Below are 17,285 nucleotides of genomic sequence, written 5' to 3'. Positions count from 1 at the left end.
TTACGGTTTTATAATTAATACCGAAGGTACTCCGCTCAACCAAGAACTACGGGAATCTAACAAATCTTTCCAGCTGTCCAAACTTACCACCATTAAATCCTGTTTCTCTAAAAATTCATCCAAAAGAACAGATTCGTTATTTAGACTTACATTATTAGCAAATTTTTGCTTTAAAGAACCAATGGCGCTTGCAATAACAAAATTAGATTCGGTGTGACCATTCATATCTAAAAAAGTAATAGCCGAATTATTGTTATAGATTAATTTTTGAGCATAATCAATCAAAAAAGAATCTTCGGGACTGTAAATAGGAATAAAAACCTGATTTACTTCTTTCAAATCCTTATCGATCAAAACTCCCAAAGGTATTTTTACCCTCAGAACAATCTGCCTTGTTCTTTCGTCAAACGGCGAATTTACAAACAGCCCTTCTTTACCCGTGAATTTATCCAATAACCTTTCGGGATTAATTATTCGGGACGTAAATCCAATTACTTTGCCTAATAATGTACCTTCAAACATTGATTTTCCTAATCCTACGAGCAATAAATCATAATCTCCCTGATTAGCAATATCAATTATTTCTGTGTCAATATCGGTTGTTGCTTTAAAAATTGGAGTTATTTCCTGTTTTAAAACAAGCGCTTCTTTCATAATAGGATTAAAACTGCTTTTCTCCTTATCCTCAATATTGAAAGTATGCATTTCATCACTCAATGATAAATGCAAGGCAGTAATACTGCAGGTTTCTTTTTGTTTTTTCACCAGACTGTGAGCCAAACGAAGCAGTGATTTTCCTTTTTCATTATTTCCAAAAGAAATCAAGACACGGTATTTATTCTGGTCTACTTCATCTTCATGATCAGTAACATCATTTGTTTTAAAAATAAAATTGATTACATCCAAAGCGGGTCCTGTCATAAAAGTAGTAACCAAAGCCATTATTACCATCATTGTAAAAACTTCGGAAGTAAGTACTCCAAGAGCCAATCCAATATTCAAAACAATCAATTCCATTAAACCTCTCGTATTCATCAAAGCACCAATGACAAGACTGTTTCTCCAGCTTTGTCCAACAAATTTGGCTGCCAAAGCGCTTCCAAAAAATTTACCGGCAACCGCTACCAAAATGATAAAACCGGTAACTTTCCATAAATACGGTTCGTTTATTAATCCAATTTCTGTACGCAGTCCGGTGAATACAAAAAACAAAGGAAGGAGTAATATAACAGATACGTCTTCAACTTTTGCAATAAACACCGTTCTGAATTTTGGAACATCAGGCATAATCGCCCCCATCATGAAAGCACCAAATAAAGCATGAATTCCAATTAATTCGGTTGCATAGGAAGAAATAATCAACAGCAGAAAGAAAATCGCAACAACTGGTTTACTCAAACTGTCTTTTGAACCATACAAATCCCCAATTCTTTTCAAAAAAGGTTTTACTAAAAAAATCATCATAAGCACATAAATCGCCGCCAGCGAGATAATGTACATGGAACTTTCAAAAGTTCCTGCTTTTACAATAGCAATTACAACTGCCAGTAAACACCAGGCCGTAATATCATCAGCGGCGGCGCAGGTGATTGCAATTGCTCCCAATTTAGTTTTATGCATTCCTCTTTCCTGAACAATTCGTGCCAAAACAGGAAACGCTGTAATACTCATGGCAATTCCCATAAATAAACTGAAAGAAAGGAATTTAACTCCCTCCGGAGCAAAACGGTTATAAACAAAATAAGCCAGTCCGATTCCTAATGCAAACGGAATAACGATACTCGCATGACTAATGACAACGGCTTCTTTTGCCCTGTTTTTCAAAACCTTGACATCAAGCTCCATGCCAATGACAAACATAAAAAGTATCAGTCCGATCTGGCTCAAAAATTTTAAATTTTCTAAGGAATCGGCGGGAAAAAGAGCATGGAAAAATTCAGGAAAATACAACCCCAATAAGGATGGTCCAAGTGCAATCCCGGCAATAATTTCTCCGATTACGGACGGCTGTCCAATTTTTTTGAAAAACCATCCAAAAAAACGCGCCACAAGGATAATCATAATAATTTGTGCCAATAAAATAGCCAACGGATCCTGTATGTTGTGAAGCATTGAAACCAGAAAATCATTCCATGAATCATTGTTTTCTAATGGGCGGATTATCGTTTCTTTGCCTTCCAGCAGTTTCCCCTGCTTTATAATCCAATAGATTAATGCGCTGAAACCGCCTGTAACTCCAAAATAAAACAATGTATTCCTGTACTTTTTCATAGCTGTTTTCAATAATTTTTCATGTACGTCTGAAAAAAATCAAATATATAGAAATTACAAGCGATAACACTGCTTTGGCACAAAATAAAAATAAAAAATTAACAATTAAATTAACAAAAAGCATTCTTGAAAAACACAGGGAATATAGCTGTTTTAACTAACTTTGGCGATTTAATAAATTGACATGATCAAATGGTTTAGTTTAGGATTTTGGGAGTTAATCGCCAGAGTCGTACTTCGAAATAGAATTTTAATGTTGTCCATAGTTGTTTTGGCAACAGTTTTACTGGCAATGCAATGGAAAAACATCCATTTTACGCATACCGAAGCCAATATGTTACCCGATGACAATATTGTTAACGTAGAATACAATGCCTTTTTGGACAAGTTTGGCGAAGAAGGAAATCTGGTCATTATTGGTGTAAAAGACAAAACATTTTTTACTCCAAAAGCTTATGCCGCTTGGGTAAAATTAATGAACAGTCTAAAAGGTGACAAAGCGGTTGATCTGGTTATTTCGATAAATGACTTAAAGACATTACAAAAAAACGAAGCTCTTCAAAAATTTGAATTAGTTCCTTTTGTCGATGCAGGCAAAACCACTAACCAGGTTTATCTCGAAAAAGTAAAGAAAGAACTTTTTAATGATCTGCCTTTTTACGAAGGACTGCTTTTCAATAAAAGATCAGGAACGATCCGCTCTGCCATTTATCTGGACAAAAAAATCGTAAATACTCCTGCCAGAAAGGATTTCATCACTGACCGATTAGTTCCGGCCGTAGATGCATTCGAAAAAGAAACCAAAATCGATCTTCGTGTTTCGGGAATGCCTTACATCCGAACGATGAATTCACAGACTATTATCAGCGAAATAAGTCTTTTCATCGGAGCTTCATTATTAGTAACATCATTGCTTTTCTTTTTCTTTTTCAGAAGTTTCAGAGCCACACTAATTTCGATAGTTATTGTAATTATTGGCGTAATGTGGTCCTTCGGATTCTTGGGATTATTAAATTATGAAATTACTGTTTTAACCGCATTAGTTCCTTCCCTGATTATTGTAATCGGGATTCCAAACTGCATTTTCCTGACCAATAAATACCATCAGGAATACAAAATTCACAGAAATAAGGCCAAAGCACTACAGCGTGTTACGACCAAGGTCGGTATGGCAACTCTTATGACGAACGTAACTACGGCGATAGGTTTTTTTACCTTTATTACCTCAAACAACAAACTGCTTATTGAGTTTGGAAACGTGACTTCCATCAACATTCTGGCATTGTTCTTTTTGTGCATTATTGTAATTCCAATTTTTCACAGCTACATTCCAGCGCCCAAAGACCGTCACATTGAGCACTTGGACAGAGGTTATGTAAAATGGTTCATGGACTGGATTTTACGAAATGTAAAAGAAAGCCGTTTCTCGATTTATGTAGTGGCCGTTTCTCTTTTGGTATTCAGTATTATCGGAATTTACAAAATGCGTATTTCGGGCAGTATTATTGAAGACATGCCGAAAAAAGCGCCCTTTTTCCAAGATATTCTTTTCTTCGAAAAAGAATTTGACGGTGTAATGCCATTGGAAATCATGATTGACACCAAACACAAAAAAGGAGTCATGAAACTTTCTACACTTAAGCGAATGGACGAGCTGGAAACTGCAATTGATGAGATTCCCGAATTATCCAAACCTATTTCGGTTGTCAATCTGGTCAAATATTCCAAACAGGCTTATTACAACGGAAATCCGAATTATTACGAATTACCAACTTCACAGGAGCAGGCTTTTATTTTGTCGTATGCCAAAAATTCGACCAAAAATGCAAAAGGCGACCTGATGAAAAGCTACGTAGATAAAACAGGCCAGTTTGCCCGCATCACGACTTTCATGCGTGATGAAAACGGAGGCGTAATGCCAATTGTTGAAGCTGAAATCCGTAAAAAAGCCGATAAAATTTTTCCACCGGACAGATACCATGTAACTATTACCGGTAAAGCATTGGTTTTCCAAAAAGGGACAGGCTACCTGCTGGACAACCTGCTTTCTTCTCTAGTTTTTGCTTTTTTCCTGACCGCACTTTTAATTGGATTTATGTTCCGTTCTTTCAAAATGATCTTGGTTTCTATCATTCCAAATTTACTGCCGTTGCTGTTAACTGCCGGAATTATGGGCTTTTTTGACATTCCGCTGAAACCTTCAACGATATTGGTTTTCGGAATTGCATTTGGACTTTCGGTTGATGATACCGTCCGGTTCTTGGCACAATACCGAGAGGAATTAAAGAAAAACGACTGGAAAATCCGCAAATCGGTTTATGCGACTTTCAACGATGCCGGTTTGAGTATGTTTTATACTTCGATTGTATTGTTCTTTGGATTTTCGGTATTCATGCTGTCCAGTTTTGGAGGAACCATTGCCCTTGGCGGATTGGTTTCACTGACATTATTGTTCGGAATGCTGTCGAATTTGATGTTACTGCCAGCCTTGGTTTTAACACTGAACAGAACTTTGGCAAACGAACAGGAATTTATAGAGCCTAAACTCGAAATATTGGAATTTACCGATGAAGAGATTGAAAATTTTGAGAAAAAATAAAGCTAGTCTTTTCCAGATACTAATCCAGTCTCAACAAAGGCTGGATTTTTTATTATATTTGATTTTAAACAATTAAATATCATTTCCATAAAAATAAAATTTATGATTGCTAAAAAAATTAAGATTCATTATTGCTTTTTGGATTGTTTCACTAATAATTTTGATAATTGGTCTATCTGATATGAACGGTACTTTGGACATAAATATTCATGATACCTATTTCGTAATTCCACATTTTTTTGGCGCAATAATTCTAAGCATTGTATATTTCATTTATGGATTTGGTTATTGGCTGGTACAGGAGATATTCAAAAAAAGACTTGTAAAAATCTTGACTTTGCTGCATTCTGTGTTTTTAATAGGCAGTTTTCTCGCTTATTGGACAGTGATTTATTACTCTCGATTATTTACAGTAAACGATTTTCCAGCATTTGACAACTATCAGACCATTAATATCACATTGGTAATCTGTACCATTTTATGCATGATTGCTTTGCCAATTTATATAATAAATTTGAGTATCGGTGTCTTTAGAAAATCTGTTTAATTCGGAATTTTCTTTACTAACATTAATGACGTTACTATCTGGAAATTGCTTCAAAAAAAAGCATTCCCAACTTCCGAATACAACGCCGGCAACATGACAATTTCAAACAAATCAACTATATTTGCAACAGAATTATAACAATAATTTCTTTGATTCAACTTCAGAAATTTAAAATCTAAAATTAAAATGAGACACACAAAAGTTAAAGACTTATTAAACAGCACAACGACTTTACAGGAAATTAATGCTAAAGGCTGGGTTAGAACTTTTAGGAATAATCAGTTTATTGCCTTGAATGACGGTTCAACGATTAATAATATACAATGTGTTGTCGATTTTGAAAATACTCCTGATGAAACTTTAAAAAGAATTACAACCGGCGCAGCGGTTTCGGTAACAGGGACTTTGGCCGAAAGTAAAGGCGCAGGTCAGAAATATGAAATTCAGGTTACTAAACTGGAAATCCTTGGAGATTCAGATGCGGAGAAATTCCCTATGCAGCCGAAGAAACATTCATTGGAATTCCTCCGTGAGAATGCGCACTTACGCGTGCGTACGAATGCCTTTGGTGCAATTATGCGTGTGCGTTCGGTTTTATCGTATGCGGTGCACAGTTATTTTCAGCAAAAAGGATTTGTGTATGTGAATACTCCAATCATCACGGGAGCAGATGCAGAAGGTGCAGGCGAAATGTTTCAGGTGACTTCACTGCCTTTGGATAATCTGCCTAAAAATGAAGAAGGAAATATTGACTATAAAAAAGATTTCTTCGGAAAACATACCAACCTAACGGTTTCAGGACAATTGGAAGGAGAAACTTTTGCAATGGCTTTGGGACAGATTTATACATTTGGACCAACATTCAGAGCTGAAAATTCAAATACTTCCCGCCACTTGGCTGAGTTTTGGATGATCGAACCTGAAGTTGCTTTCAATGATTTGAATGACAATATGGATCTTGCCGAAGATTTTATCCGATATGTAATTAAATATGTTATTGAAAAATGTCCAGATGATTTGAAATTCCTGGAAGGCCGTTTATTGGAAGAAGAAAAATCAAAACCTCAGGCCGAAAGAAGCGAAATGGCTTTGCTCGAAAAACTGAATTTTGTACTGGAAAACAATTTCAAACGCGTTTCTTATACCGAAGCAATTGACATTTTGAGAGATTCTACTCCAAACAAAAAGAAAAAATTCCAATACATCATCAACGAATGGGGCGCTGATTTACAATCGGAGCATGAACGTTATCTTGTGGAAAAACACTTCAAATCGCCGGTAATCCTGTTTGATTATCCTGCCAATATCAAAGCTTTCTACATGCGTTTAAACGAAGACGGAAAAACAGTACGTGCGATGGATATCCTTTTCCCTGGAATTGGCGAAATCGTGGGCGGTTCTCAGAGAGAGGAGCGTTTTGATGTTTTGGTCGAAAAAATGAAAGCCTTAGGAATCGACGAGGAAGAATTATGGTGGTACCTGGATACCCGCAGATTTGGATCAGCTGTTCACTCAGGCTTCGGACTTGGATTTGAAAGGCTGGTGCTGTTTGTAACCGGAATGACGAACATTCGTGACGTAATTGCATTCCCAAGAACACCTCAGAATGCAGAATTCTAAAAAGTTTATTGCTGTTTGAATGGTTTAAAATTGTTTAAAGTTTTTTAAATTTGTTTAACGGTAGCTTTAAATGTTTAAATAATATTAAACTTTTAAACACTTAAACAATATTAAACCTTTAACTTTTAAGCCTTCAAACCCTCAATATGCTAAAGCAATTTTTAAATTTAAAAATATCTCAGAAATTATCTCCGCAGCAAATCCAGCTGATGAAGTTAATTCAACTGCCAACGCAGGCATTTGAACAGCGGCTGCTGGAGGAAATGAATGAGAATCCTGCTCTGGAGTCTGGGAAAGAAGAGGACGACTATGAAAAAGATGAGTTCGATACTGAAGAATACGATGATTATGAAGATTCCGAAGCGGACAGAATAGATTCGGAAGACATCAACATAGACGAATACTTAAACAGCGACGACACTCCCGACTATAAAACACAAACCAACAATTACAGTGATGACGATGAAACCAAGGAAACGCCTTTTGCGGCAGCAATAAGTTTTCATCAGGATCTCATCAATCAGCTAAATACTTTTATCCTTAACGATGAAGAGCGCGATATCGCCGAATTTTTGGTCGGAAGCATTGACGACACAGGATATATCCGAAGAAGCATTCCCGATCTGGTAGATGACATGGCATTTACACAGGGAATTTACACTACTGAAAAACAAGTAGAAACGATTCTGAATATCATTCACGAACTGGAGCCTACCGGCGTTGGCGCACGTGATCTGCAGGAATGTTTACTGCTGCAGCTCAAACACAAAACACCTACAGAATCTGTTGATCTCGCTACTGCTATAATCGACCAGCATTTTGATGCTTTTGTGAGAAAGCATTATGACAAACTGGTTCAAAAACTTAACATTTCTAACGAACAGCTTAGAAATGCCATTCACGAAATTGAAAGACTGAATCCAAAACCCGGAGGATCTTTTTCGGGAAATACTAAAATCACCGAAAATATAGTACCCGATTTTGCTATCCGTATCGTTGACGGCGAACTCGAACTTACGTTAAATGGCCGAAACGCCCCTTCCCTGCATATTTCCAAAGATTATCAGGAAATGATGCAGACGTATAAAGAATCGAAAGATAAATCAGGTTCCCAAAAAGATGCCGTACAGTTTATCAAACAAAAACTAGACTCGGCAAAATGGTTTATAGATGCTATAAAACAGCGTCAGGATACTTTGTTTGTAACGATGAATGCCATAATGCATTATCAGAAAGATTATTTATTGGATGGAGACGAAATGCGTTTGAAACCAATGATTCTAAAAGATATCGCCGATATGATCGGACTCGACATATCGACCGTTTCGAGGGTTGCTAACAGTAAATATGTTGAAACTCCTTATGGTACCAAGCTGATAAAAGAATTCTTCTCCGAAGCCATGAAAAATGATCAGGGCGAAGATGTATCAACACTCGAAATCAAAAAGATTTTACAGAATACTATCGAAGACGAAGACAAAAAAAATCCACTTCCAGATGATCTTTTGGCCGAAATACTCAAAGAAAAAGGATATCCAATTGCCAGAAGAACTATAGCCAAATATCGTGAACAGCTGGAAATTCCAGTCGCCCGGATGAGGAAAAAGCTGTAAATATATCACTGCGAAAACTAACTTCTTGAAATCTGCTTTTTAAAATTGAAAAAGATACTTCCCATATTTTCTTATATATTTCATCCGCTTTTTACACCGATACAAGCCTGTATTTTCTATTTTTTATTTCACGATGGCGATTACAGCATCAAGCAGATTACTTCTGTTTTTTGGCAGATTTCCATTGTTACTATTATGATCCCGATGGCTTTGTACTATTTACTGCGTTTTACAGGTAAAGCAGACAGCATCATGATTGCCGATCTGGAACAGCGCAAAATACCGTTAATATTTCAGAGTTTTTTAATCATTCTGTTACTGCGGAAAAGCATCACGCTGGAATATTACCCAGAATTACATTTTTTTTTCATAGGCGCATTATTCAGCACCTTATTTGCACTTGGTTTATTATATCTAAAATTCAAAACCAGTCTGCATATGCTCGCCATTTCAGCCTTAACTGTTTTCGTTTTTGGATTGAACATTCACCTGCAGATGGGATGCATATATCTTGTCCCTTTTTTACTGCTGATGAATGGATTTGTGGCTTCATCACGTTTGGTAATGCAGGCGCATGTGCCTAACGAGTTAATTATTGGAGTACTTGTAGGCAGTATTCCTCAAATACTATTTCTTTTTTTGTGGCTATAAAATATAGAAGACAACACCAAGACTCAAAGCATTCATGGTAAGAGGTGCTGAATCAATTTTTGCTGTGGATTTAAAAAAGGAATTCAGCCCGTAATATATCTGCAGATTAAAAGCACTGTATCCCATTGAAAGATAAACGCCATAAAGCAGCTCTTCAAAATCTTTATTGCCCTTTACAACAATCTTCTCATTACCATCATCATAAACAGATTTATCATACAATAAATAACTGACTTTAAAACCGCTGTATATTCTAAAAAAGCTAAAAGACTCAGGAGTAGAATTACGCCATCTCAATTCAATTGGCAGTTCTACCCTCAGCTGTTCAAATCTGTTTTTGTCATGATTAATACTGGAAGGAATTATACTATAAACTGGATTATCATGTGTCCCTGCAATAGACATATTTTGAATATAGTTATTAAATGACAAACCAATTCCAGGAGCAACTGCAAATGTTCTTTTTTTATTCAATGGAAAGTCTCTGAGGAATCCAGCACTAAAACCAAATGATATTTTTTCTTGAGAGAGTCCTTCCGGTTTTTTAACAATTGAATTATAATTAAGCCCAGCGTAAAACTGATCTTCTCTGTAAAGACTGTCAATCTTTACATTCAAAGTATCAATTGAAAATGCCTGTTCTTGGGAAAAACCCTTGAAAATTGACAAGAAAAGAAAACAGCCAAGAATTAATCGCATCATTATTTTGTGATTTAAATTGAGGAGTATCGCATTTAAAATTTACCAAAATCCATTTCTCGCCCATTGATGTTACAAATATAAGATTTTGTCATAAACTACACTCCTATGATAAGCCAGCAAATTCTCTTCATTTTCCTTTTTTTATTTTAGAAAGAAAAACATTCACAGAATCATCCGTATATAAAACTTCAAAAAACAGATAATTCAATTTACAGCTTAGCAAGCTCATTTACAGTATAAAATTTAAGTCCTTTATTTTTTGCGTATTTACATAATTCCTCTAAAGCAGAAAGCGGTGTTTCAAGTTTTTCATCGGCATCCGGAACTGTTTTATGACCATAAAAAATCACTATTTTATTATGTGCTTTAGCGTAATCCATCAGGCTTTTAAAGTACGGAATATTATACTGCTTGTAATCATCATCAATGCCGAGGCCGTAGATAACTTTACTGCCTTCGTAATAACAATATTGCGATTCTGGCGGAATCTGCTCATAGGTTGTTCCTCTTATTATACTGAAATGTTTTAGCAGTTCATTGTTAAGTTCTGTATCATGAGCTCCGGCACCGTCAGGGTAAGCAAAAGTCTGTATATTAAAACCATCTTTTGCCATAGCAGATTTCAATGACAGAATATCTTCTTTAATATATTTTTTAACTCCAAATGCCTTAGAAAACTTCAGTGCATTAAGATGGTTATAGCCATGTCCTGCAATTTCATGCCCCATGTCTTTTAAATAATGCAGCTTTGCTTTTTGTTCTGCGGTCAGACTGCCGTACCAGCAAACAAAAAATGTAGCTTTCCATTCATATGGATGCAGCAGTTTATCAGCAACATACCAATCTTCTATATAATCATCATCAAACGTAAAAGCCACACCGGGCTGATAGGGTTTTTTCTGTGATTTTGCATCGGCTGTTATTTCTTCGGGATACATTTTAACTGCCAATACTGCTGTTGCAACAGCCACAAATAGTATTGGCAATATGCTTTTTGCTGATAAATACTTCATTATGAAAAAATTTTACAATTGAATATTGAATCTCAGCTAATTTATAAAGAAAGTTTTATTTTTTTTCAGCCGTATTTTTATTTTTTAAACATCATTTTTTATCCTAGGCCTGAACTAAATATAAAATGGAAGTAAGTAATGAACAAAAAATCAAAGAAGCAGCCAAAACAGTTTTTTATAAAAGAGGGGTTACTGCAACAAGAACGCGGGATATAGCTGAAGAAGCAGGACTGAATCTTGCTCTGCTTAATTATTATTTCAGAAGCAAGGCCTAACTTTTTGAAATCATCATGACTGAAACTTACTCAGTATTTATTGGCGGTATGAAAATGATATTGAATGATGAAAAAACTTCGCTGGAACAAAAAGTGCAGATAATTGCAGAGCGAAACATTAATTTTATCATTAAAGAGCCTGAAATACCAACATTTATACTCACCGAAATTCGCAATAATCCCCGATGGTCTTTTAAAAAAAACTGCCAATCAAAGAGATTGTAAATGACTTTTTCACCAGTATTGACAGTATGCCGGATTGGGCAAGAACGATGTCCGAATTCACGCCCGTAACACATTTTATAAAAGTAGTCCGTCTGATTGTTTTGAAAGGAAGTGGGGGCGAATTATTTTATCTACTAAATTTCGCTGTTGTACTGAATGGATAGGCAATTTATAATTATAAAAAGACAAGTTAAAATCCATAAAAATAACCAAATCCAGCTGGAATAAACAAAGTAATTGTATCAATCAGTACTAGACTCATGACTTGTGGCTGCAAAAATTTGGAATATATTTTAGATAAAACAATACCTTTTTTATCCAAAACAAAAACCCCGTAAACACAATGTTTACGGGGTTTTTAATTCTTCAGCAGAGAGGAAGGGATTTGAATTTCCTCTCTAAAGCCCAATTTTACAAGGGTTTTTTCTATTTAAATTTTAGGGTCTCGATTTTGAACCTCGAATATTCACGCTTTATTAATGACAAATATTACTGTACTAAAATACGAATTTTTCATTAAATACTTGTTCAAATATCAGATAAGTTAATAGTGTTTTAGTCGATTATCAAAGTCAATACTTGTTCATGAATTAAGCTGGTGTAAGAGCAAAATTCTACAATACTAACCAGCTCATTTTCTTGCTTATCAAGATCTTTACGAATTTTCTGGAGTAACCTAATACTTTGACGATAACTCTTTCCTGTAATTCGTTGTATATCCTTTGGGTATATGCACAACCTCTTATTTTCGATTTTCATACTCTATCTATAGCTTTGATTAGGCTTTGGGTAACCGATGATTGCATCTTGTTACAGAATAAAAATAGTAAATATTCTTATTTGTTTTTTCGCTGCTCTTTATTTCAACTTGCCATTTATGAGTGACAAACAAGTCTATTTGTGCCATTTGTACCATTATCTGACATTTTGGACAGTCTCCACTTTTTTATGTTGCTCATTAAATTAAAATTTGTTCCTGAATCAATCGAAAAGTGTTGCAACAGGATGATGATTGAAAAAATGTAAAATTATTTCAAACTTAAATTTTAGAAATTATGGCAAGACAGAAAGGCATAATTAAATTGAAAGGTACTATCGGGGATATTACTTTTTACAAAACCAAAGACGGTCATTTGGCCAGAGAAAAAGGCGGTATTGATGCGAGTCGAATTGCAAATGATCCGGCGTTTCAGAGAACACGCGAAAATGGTTCTGAATTTGGAAGGGCAGGAAAAGCCGGGAAAGTTATGAGAACTGCTTTGAGAACCTTGCTGATCAATTCTGCTGATGGCAGGATGGTGAGTAGACTTACGCAGGCTATGGTTAAGGTTATTCAAGCGGATGCGACCAACGACCGAGGATTGCGAAACGTGATTGACGGGGAGGCAGAATTACTTGCCGGTTTTGAATTCAATATCGGTGGGAAATTAGGAACTACCTTGTTTGTACCCTATGTTGGGACAATTGACCGTGTTTCAGGCGATATCACCGTGGATATCGCTCCTTTTGTGCCATTAAACATGATCGCGGCTCCGGCTGGGACCACACATTTTAAAATTATTTCTGCCGGTGCCGAAATTGATTTTGAGGCAGAATCCTTCGTGGTTGCAAATTCGGAAACTGCGATTTTACCCTGGGATGCGACTCCCACAGTGGCGATAAACCAAGTGAATGCAGTAACTCCGAACAGTACCAAACCTTTGTTTTTGGCCCTGGGAGTGGAGTTTTATCAGGAAGTAAACGGTAAGATGTATTCGTTGAAAAACGGAGCTTATAACCCGTTATCATTGGTTCAAGTAAGTGGATTGTAGGGTGGTTTTAGTACTGTCCAGAACTTATTTCCCCGAAGGGACACAAGGAGTTTTAGAATGGAACGGCACTATAGTTTGTTATACCATCGAGTTACCCTGGTTGGAAAACCAAAGGCGAATTTCCTGTGTTCCCGAAGGGGAATATGTTTTACGGAAGCGGTTTAGCCCAAAGTTCCAATGGTACTTGTATTTAGATAATGTACCGGGCAGGGATTTAATTTTAATCCATCCCGCCAATGACGCTAAAAGAGAATTATTGGGCTGTATTGCTCCTGTAATGAAACTCACCGGAATCGGGAAAGGAAGTTTTTCCCGAAAAGCACTTGAAAAATTGAAAGCTTTGGTTTTTCCGGTTTTAGAACGTAATGAAGAAGTAAAACTAATTGTTCAATCTAATCCTTTGACTCCGATTCAGGACGAAAAGGTTTAAAAAAGGCAGATAAATTATGAATATAGTTGAAAGAGCAAAAGCACCCACCCCGAAGTTTTTCAGGGTATTGAGAAGTATCGGATTGGCTTTATTGGGTATAAGCGGAAGTATCATTGCAGCTCCGGTGGTTTTACCTGCGGCAATTGTTACTGCGGCCGGTTATGTGGCCGTGGCCGGTGGAGTTATTTCGGCGATTAGCCAAATTACTATTGACCGTCCAGAAAAACCCAATGAAACATCTACTTCAATTGATAACTTAAACAAAGCAAGGGATGGAATCGAATAACACTTTACAAGCCGGCACGGCAACCGGAACTTTATTGAGCATTGCACCCAATATTCTTACGGAAGATATTCTAAAAACGATTATCTTAGCAGTCCTGGGCGCAACAGTAAGTTTTATTGTTTCGCTCGTTTTAAAAAAAATTATACAATATAAAAAATAGTTTCGGTTTTGATTGGTAACCTTTTCCGAAACCATATTTAAGCCTGATCTCACGATCAGGCTTTTTTTATTTTACCTCAACTGATTTTGGAGCAATGCCCATTTGAGTTTTTCAATTTGCTCTACTGTTTTTGTATAATGATTTTGAAGCGCTTCCAGTTCCCGGATGCGGTTGACAAACTCAATATGTTTTTGATGTTGTTTGTAGGCTTTGAGAACCTCATCACGAAAACAGCTTTTAAAAGTGGATATCCGAATAAAAGGGATCACTGAACCAATTTGATATTGGTGCCAAAAATTGGCTTTCCAAAGAAAGTAGGCGATCCAATAAAGATTTTCGGTTTCTTCTTCGGTTTTTACAGTGATTAAAAAGCAATTCGGGCAACTTTCTTTAAGTGGCTTGCCTGCATTTTTCCCTTTGCTTAAAATAAAAAAGTGTGGTTGTGTAATTGGTCTTTGTGACTGGTGTGTCAGTACGTTGTGCAGAGTCATAATTATGGATTTAAAATTATGATCCTTGCTCGCTTTTCAAGCTTCGCTTATATATTTGAAAAGAAAAAAGAAAAAAAGAAAGTGGAATATGTAGTGAAGGTTTCAAAAGAAGTCAAGTTTTTTTGATAAAATACAACCCGAATGGGTGGAGATTTTATCAAAAACCCGGAGGGCCTGAACTTTACTTTTTGAAACCGGAACTTAGCTTTACTTTCTTTTTTTTTATTTTTTTTGAGCAGATTGCTTCTTGGGAAGTTTGCCCTTTGACTTCGCTCAGGATGACAAAAGTTCTTATGAAAATGGAAATCAAACACCCCCAAGCACCGCAAGAAGCAAAAAAAGTGGTGCCCCTTTTTCGGGGCAAGGAACTTTTTTTGCGGATGAGGAGCGCAGTGGCGGGGTTGCGGCAAACGAGCGAGGTACTAGACAAGGGAACGAATGCAGCTTTTCGCGAAATGAGAGTAGTGGCTAGTAACTAGAGAGGGAAAAATGAAAATCAGCCGAAAGGCGTTCCTTATTCAAATGCAAAACGGAGTGGAGCAAACCCGAACCGAGCGAGTAAGAGCAACCGCCAAAAAACTGGAGGGCTATAACTGCAATATGGCTGAGTGCAGTGTAGTGTAGCTTGCGGAACGAAACGAAATGAAGCGGTATTGTGGTTATGGTAGCCCGACCGAACGCAGGAAGCGACCGTGTGAAGATGAGGGCGAGGAAGCGTAGTGGCGGCCTGCCCTTTTTTCGGGGCTGGCTGACGCTATGCTGACGAGTGGACTGCGGAATGGATTCCCGCCTTTTTGCGGGACGACTGGAGCAGCCGAACGGAACAAAGGGAACGACCGGAGAGAGACCGCTTGATTGCTTCGCCTGTTCGAGCAATGCTCTCGGGTGCCCGTGATTGTTATGAAAACTTAAATTGAAAGTGGAAGAAGATATTTTGCCCTTATAATCTAAAGCATTAAATGTTCTCTTAGAATTTAAAACATGTTCACTTTTACTGTTTTGTTTAACATGAACATTATAACGTGTTAACGTTATTCACTTTTTTTAACATGACAAGACAAACATGTTAACGAAAATAAATTATTTGAACTTGAGACGTTGAGGAGCATTTTGTAAAAATTCGTACAATGCTACATTAATGTAAAAATTTTCTTTGCCAATTTTATGTAAAGTAATTAATTTTAATTCTATTAGTTGATCTAGATATTTAGAAGCCGTTTGTCTTGTAATACCTAAATCTTCTACAATAAAATCAATTTTTGTATAAGGATGTTTAAACAAGTTATTGATTAAATCTTGGGAATAAATTTTAGGTAATTTTTCTCGAATTTCTTTTTTATACTCCATCATCAGTTTTTTAATGCCTCTGATAATTGCTGTTGTCTGAATTGAAGTTTGCTCAACTGCTTCAAGCATAAAAAGAATCCAAGGTTCCCAATCTTGAGTTATTCTAGTTTCTTGTAATAGATGGTAATAATTCGCTTTATTTTGGTTAACATACCTACTTAAATATAGTATGGGCAAATGCAACAATTCTTCTTTTACTAAATATAAAATATTAATGATTCTACCCGTACGACCATTTCCATCATAAAATGGATGAATGCTTTCGAATTGATGGTGAATGATTGCCATTTTAATTAATGGATCTAAATCTGTCAAATCATCATCATTAATAAAAATTTCTAAGTTACGCATCAAATTAACTATATCGTCATGGCTCTGCGGAGGAGTGTAGACTACTTCTCCTGTTTGTCCATTTTTTAATTCTGTCCCAGGAAGTTTTCTAAATCCGGCTTTTGTTTCTTCAAGAATTCCTTGAATTTCAATAATTTGGTTACAGGTTAAAATTTTGTTTTCTTTTACTGTACGAAAACCATCTTTTAAAGCTGTGGCATAGTTAAAAACTTCTTTTGCGGCTGTACTAGCAAACTGTTGCGCAATACTGTCACTTGAAAACAGTTCATCATGTGTTGTAATAATATTTTCTATCGCAGAACTGTCCTTAGCTTCTTGCAAGGATAAAGTATTTAGAACAATAACTTCATTAGGGATTGTCTCAGCCACTCCGTTAAGTTCAGCAAGGGCTCGGTGTGCAACTGCTAATTTTTTAAGCACAACTCTAGTTTCTACATCTTGTACAAAGGGCAATGTTGGAACTTTAAACTGGCTCATAGTATATTTTTGTTATTTTAAAAAAATTGATAGACGATTCAATTATCATTTCAAAAATAGGTTTTTATTTATTCTTATCTAAATAACCCTACTCTTTTCTATCCCAAAGTATTATTTTTAAATGTGATGTAGATAAAAAAACTTTGATAAATAGACACTGAAAGGATTGGCAAAAGTGGATTTATTAGGTGTGAGAAAAATACACAGTGAGCTGATTAGAAGCGTTATTTGGCTCACAGATATTAGATAAGCTTTGCTAACTGGATCAAATAAGCCCATTTAATTAAAAGAGATTATCATAAAATGTTGGGATTCGTGTCTTTACTTAGAAATTGATAAAGAACACTAAATTTATTCAAAAGAAAGCAGAAGTCAACTATTATTTCTATTAAACTCATGACTAATAGCTTCTTAAA

17 protein-coding genes are annotated in these 17,285 nt (G+C 36.1%); 12 read left to right on the top strand and 5 right to left on the bottom strand.

Annotated elements, in window-relative coordinates:
• On the bottom strand, positions 1-2,271 hold the full coding sequence (locus IRZ80_RS10255; protein ID WP_194641472.1) for a cation:proton antiporter: 2,271 nt from the start codon (positions 2,269-2,271) through the stop codon (positions 1-3).
• 184 nt (positions 2,272-2,455) lie between these two features.
• Here IRZ80_RS10255 and IRZ80_RS10250 point away from each other — a divergent pair, with 184 nt between their 5' ends.
• The 5 genes from IRZ80_RS10250 (at position 2,456) to IRZ80_RS10230 (ending at position 9,301) form a co-directional block, all read left to right on the top strand.
• Positions 2,456-4,870: an efflux RND transporter permease subunit gene (locus IRZ80_RS10250; RefSeq protein ID WP_194641471.1), complete on the top strand. Its 2,415-nt coding sequence runs from the start codon at positions 2,456-2,458 to the stop codon at positions 4,868-4,870.
• A 106-nt stretch (positions 4,871-4,976) separates the two neighbouring features.
• Positions 4,977-5,417, top strand: coding sequence for a hypothetical protein (locus IRZ80_RS10245; protein ID WP_194641470.1), 441 nt, complete (start codon positions 4,977-4,979; stop codon positions 5,415-5,417).
• A gap of 186 nt (positions 5,418-5,603) precedes the next feature.
• Positions 5,604-7,037: an asparagine--tRNA ligase gene (gene asnS, locus IRZ80_RS10240; RefSeq protein WP_194641469.1), complete on the top strand. Its 1,434-nt coding sequence runs from the start codon at positions 5,604-5,606 to the stop codon at positions 7,035-7,037.
• Positions 7,038-7,183: 146 nt separating this feature from the next.
• On the top strand, positions 7,184-8,650 hold the full coding sequence (gene rpoN, locus IRZ80_RS10235; protein WP_194641468.1) for an RNA polymerase factor sigma-54: 1,467 nt from the start codon (positions 7,184-7,186) through the stop codon (positions 8,648-8,650).
• Between the two features lie 45 nt (positions 8,651-8,695).
• Positions 8,696-9,301 (top strand): hypothetical protein, encoded by a 606-nt coding sequence (locus tag IRZ80_RS10230; RefSeq protein WP_194641467.1) that lies wholly within the window; start codon positions 8,696-8,698, stop codon positions 9,299-9,301.
• On the opposite strand, the gene IRZ80_RS10225 is transcribed toward IRZ80_RS10230, so the two are convergent.
• Positions 9,296-10,003: a porin family protein gene (locus tag IRZ80_RS10225; protein ID WP_228520869.1), complete on the bottom strand. Its 708-nt coding sequence runs from the start codon at positions 10,001-10,003 to the stop codon at positions 9,296-9,298. The genes IRZ80_RS10230 and IRZ80_RS10225 overlap by 6 nt on opposite strands.
• A 209-nt stretch (positions 10,004-10,212) precedes the next feature.
• Positions 10,213-11,016 carry a polysaccharide deacetylase family protein gene (locus tag IRZ80_RS10220; RefSeq protein WP_194641466.1) on the bottom strand — a complete coding sequence of 268 codons (804 nt, stop codon included), beginning with the start codon at positions 11,014-11,016 and terminating at the stop codon, positions 10,213-10,215.
• Between the two features lie 125 nt (positions 11,017-11,141).
• Between IRZ80_RS10220 and IRZ80_RS20995 the strand changes: the two genes are divergently transcribed.
• The 6 genes from IRZ80_RS20995 to IRZ80_RS10195 all read left to right on the top strand — a co-directional run bounded on the left by IRZ80_RS20995 (position 11,142) and on the right by IRZ80_RS10195 (position 14,203).
• Positions 11,142-11,291 carry a TetR family transcriptional regulator gene (locus tag IRZ80_RS20995; protein WP_228520868.1) on the top strand — a complete coding sequence of 50 codons (150 nt, stop codon included), beginning with the start codon at positions 11,142-11,144 and terminating at the stop codon, positions 11,289-11,291.
• A gap of 15 nt (positions 11,292-11,306) precedes the next feature.
• Positions 11,307-11,516, top strand: coding sequence for a hypothetical protein (locus tag IRZ80_RS20990; protein WP_228520867.1), 210 nt, complete (start codon positions 11,307-11,309; stop codon positions 11,514-11,516).
• 1,055 nt (positions 11,517-12,571) lie between these two features.
• On the top strand, positions 12,572-13,327 hold the full coding sequence (locus IRZ80_RS10210) for a hypothetical protein (protein WP_194641465.1): 756 nt from the start codon (positions 12,572-12,574) through the stop codon (positions 13,325-13,327).
• A gap of 1 nt (position 13,328) precedes the next feature.
• Positions 13,329-13,757 carry a DUF5675 family protein gene (locus IRZ80_RS10205; protein ID WP_194641464.1) on the top strand — a complete coding sequence of 143 codons (429 nt, stop codon included), beginning with the start codon at positions 13,329-13,331 and terminating at the stop codon, positions 13,755-13,757.
• Positions 13,758-13,773: 16 nt separating this feature from the next.
• Positions 13,774-14,043 carry a hypothetical protein gene (locus tag IRZ80_RS10200; protein ID WP_228520865.1) on the top strand — a complete coding sequence of 90 codons (270 nt, stop codon included), beginning with the start codon at positions 13,774-13,776 and terminating at the stop codon, positions 14,041-14,043.
• Entirely contained in the window at positions 14,030-14,203 is a 174-nt protein-coding gene (locus IRZ80_RS10195) for a hypothetical protein (RefSeq protein ID WP_194641463.1), read from the top strand. The genes IRZ80_RS10200 and IRZ80_RS10195 overlap by 14 nt, the downstream gene beginning before the upstream one ends.
• A 71-nt stretch (positions 14,204-14,274) precedes the next feature.
• Here IRZ80_RS10195 and IRZ80_RS10190 read toward each other — a convergent pair whose 3' ends face one another.
• The gene (locus IRZ80_RS10190; RefSeq protein ID WP_194641462.1) at positions 14,275-14,694 is read right to left on the bottom strand and encodes a DUF6943 family protein; all 420 of its coding nucleotides are present in this window, start codon (positions 14,692-14,694) and stop codon (positions 14,275-14,277) included.
• 122 nt (positions 14,695-14,816) lie between these two features.
• Between IRZ80_RS10190 and IRZ80_RS10185 the strand changes: the two genes are divergently transcribed.
• A complete protein-coding gene (locus tag IRZ80_RS10185) occupies positions 14,817-15,173 on the top strand; it encodes a hypothetical protein (protein ID WP_194641461.1) in 357 nt (118 codons plus the stop codon).
• Positions 15,174-15,774: 601 nt separating this feature from the next.
• Here IRZ80_RS10185 and IRZ80_RS10180 read toward each other — a convergent pair.
• Positions 15,775-16,869, bottom strand: coding sequence for a Fic family protein (locus IRZ80_RS10180; RefSeq protein WP_194641460.1), 1,095 nt, complete (start codon positions 16,867-16,869; stop codon positions 15,775-15,777).
• Positions 16,870-17,285 lie beyond the last annotated feature (416 nt).

The sequence above is a fragment of the Flavobacterium sp. HJJ genome (assembly GCF_015351475.1).
GTDB classification, from domain to species: domain Bacteria; phylum Bacteroidota; class Bacteroidia; order Flavobacteriales; family Flavobacteriaceae; genus Flavobacterium; species Flavobacterium marginilacus.
The sequence above is the reverse complement of the archived record's forward strand: the minus strand, read 5'-3'. Positions and strand labels throughout refer to the sequence as shown.

What these genes read in the sequence shown, in the direction of transcription:
- IRZ80_RS10255 (WP_194641472.1), bottom strand. Translation starts at nt 2,271, where the DNA reads ATGAAAAAGTACAGGAATACATTGTTTTATTTTGGAGTTACAGGCGGT.
- IRZ80_RS10250 (WP_194641471.1), top strand. Translation starts at nt 2,456, where the DNA reads ATGATCAAATGGTTTAGTTTAGGATTTTGGGAGTTAATCGCCAGAGTC.
- asnS (WP_194641469.1), top strand. Translation starts at nt 5,604, where the DNA reads ATGAGACACACAAAAGTTAAAGACTTATTAAACAGCACAACGACTTTA.
- rpoN (WP_194641468.1), top strand. Translation starts at nt 7,184, where the DNA reads ATGCTAAAGCAATTTTTAAATTTAAAAATATCTCAGAAATTATCTCCG.
- IRZ80_RS10225 (WP_228520869.1), bottom strand. Translation starts at nt 10,003, where the DNA reads ATGATGCGATTAATTCTTGGCTGTTTTCTTTTCTTGTCAATTTTCAAG.
- IRZ80_RS10220 (WP_194641466.1), bottom strand. Translation starts at nt 11,016, where the DNA reads ATGAAGTATTTATCAGCAAAAAGCATATTGCCAATACTATTTGTGGCT.
- IRZ80_RS20995 (WP_228520868.1), top strand. Translation starts at nt 11,142, where the DNA reads ATGGAAGTAAGTAATGAACAAAAAATCAAAGAAGCAGCCAAAACAGTT.
- IRZ80_RS20990 (WP_228520867.1), top strand. Translation starts at nt 11,307, where the DNA reads ATGACTGAAACTTACTCAGTATTTATTGGCGGTATGAAAATGATATTG.
- IRZ80_RS10210 (WP_194641465.1), top strand. Translation starts at nt 12,572, where the DNA reads ATGGCAAGACAGAAAGGCATAATTAAATTGAAAGGTACTATCGGGGAT.
- IRZ80_RS10200 (WP_228520865.1), top strand. Translation starts at nt 13,774, where the DNA reads ATGAATATAGTTGAAAGAGCAAAAGCACCCACCCCGAAGTTTTTCAGG.
- IRZ80_RS10195 (WP_194641463.1), top strand. Translation starts at nt 14,030, where the DNA reads ATGGAATCGAATAACACTTTACAAGCCGGCACGGCAACCGGAACTTTA.
- IRZ80_RS10190 (WP_194641462.1), bottom strand. Translation starts at nt 14,694, where the DNA reads ATGACTCTGCACAACGTACTGACACACCAGTCACAAAGACCAATTACA.
- IRZ80_RS10180 (WP_194641460.1), bottom strand. Translation starts at nt 16,869, where the DNA reads ATGAGCCAGTTTAAAGTTCCAACATTGCCCTTTGTACAAGATGTAGAA.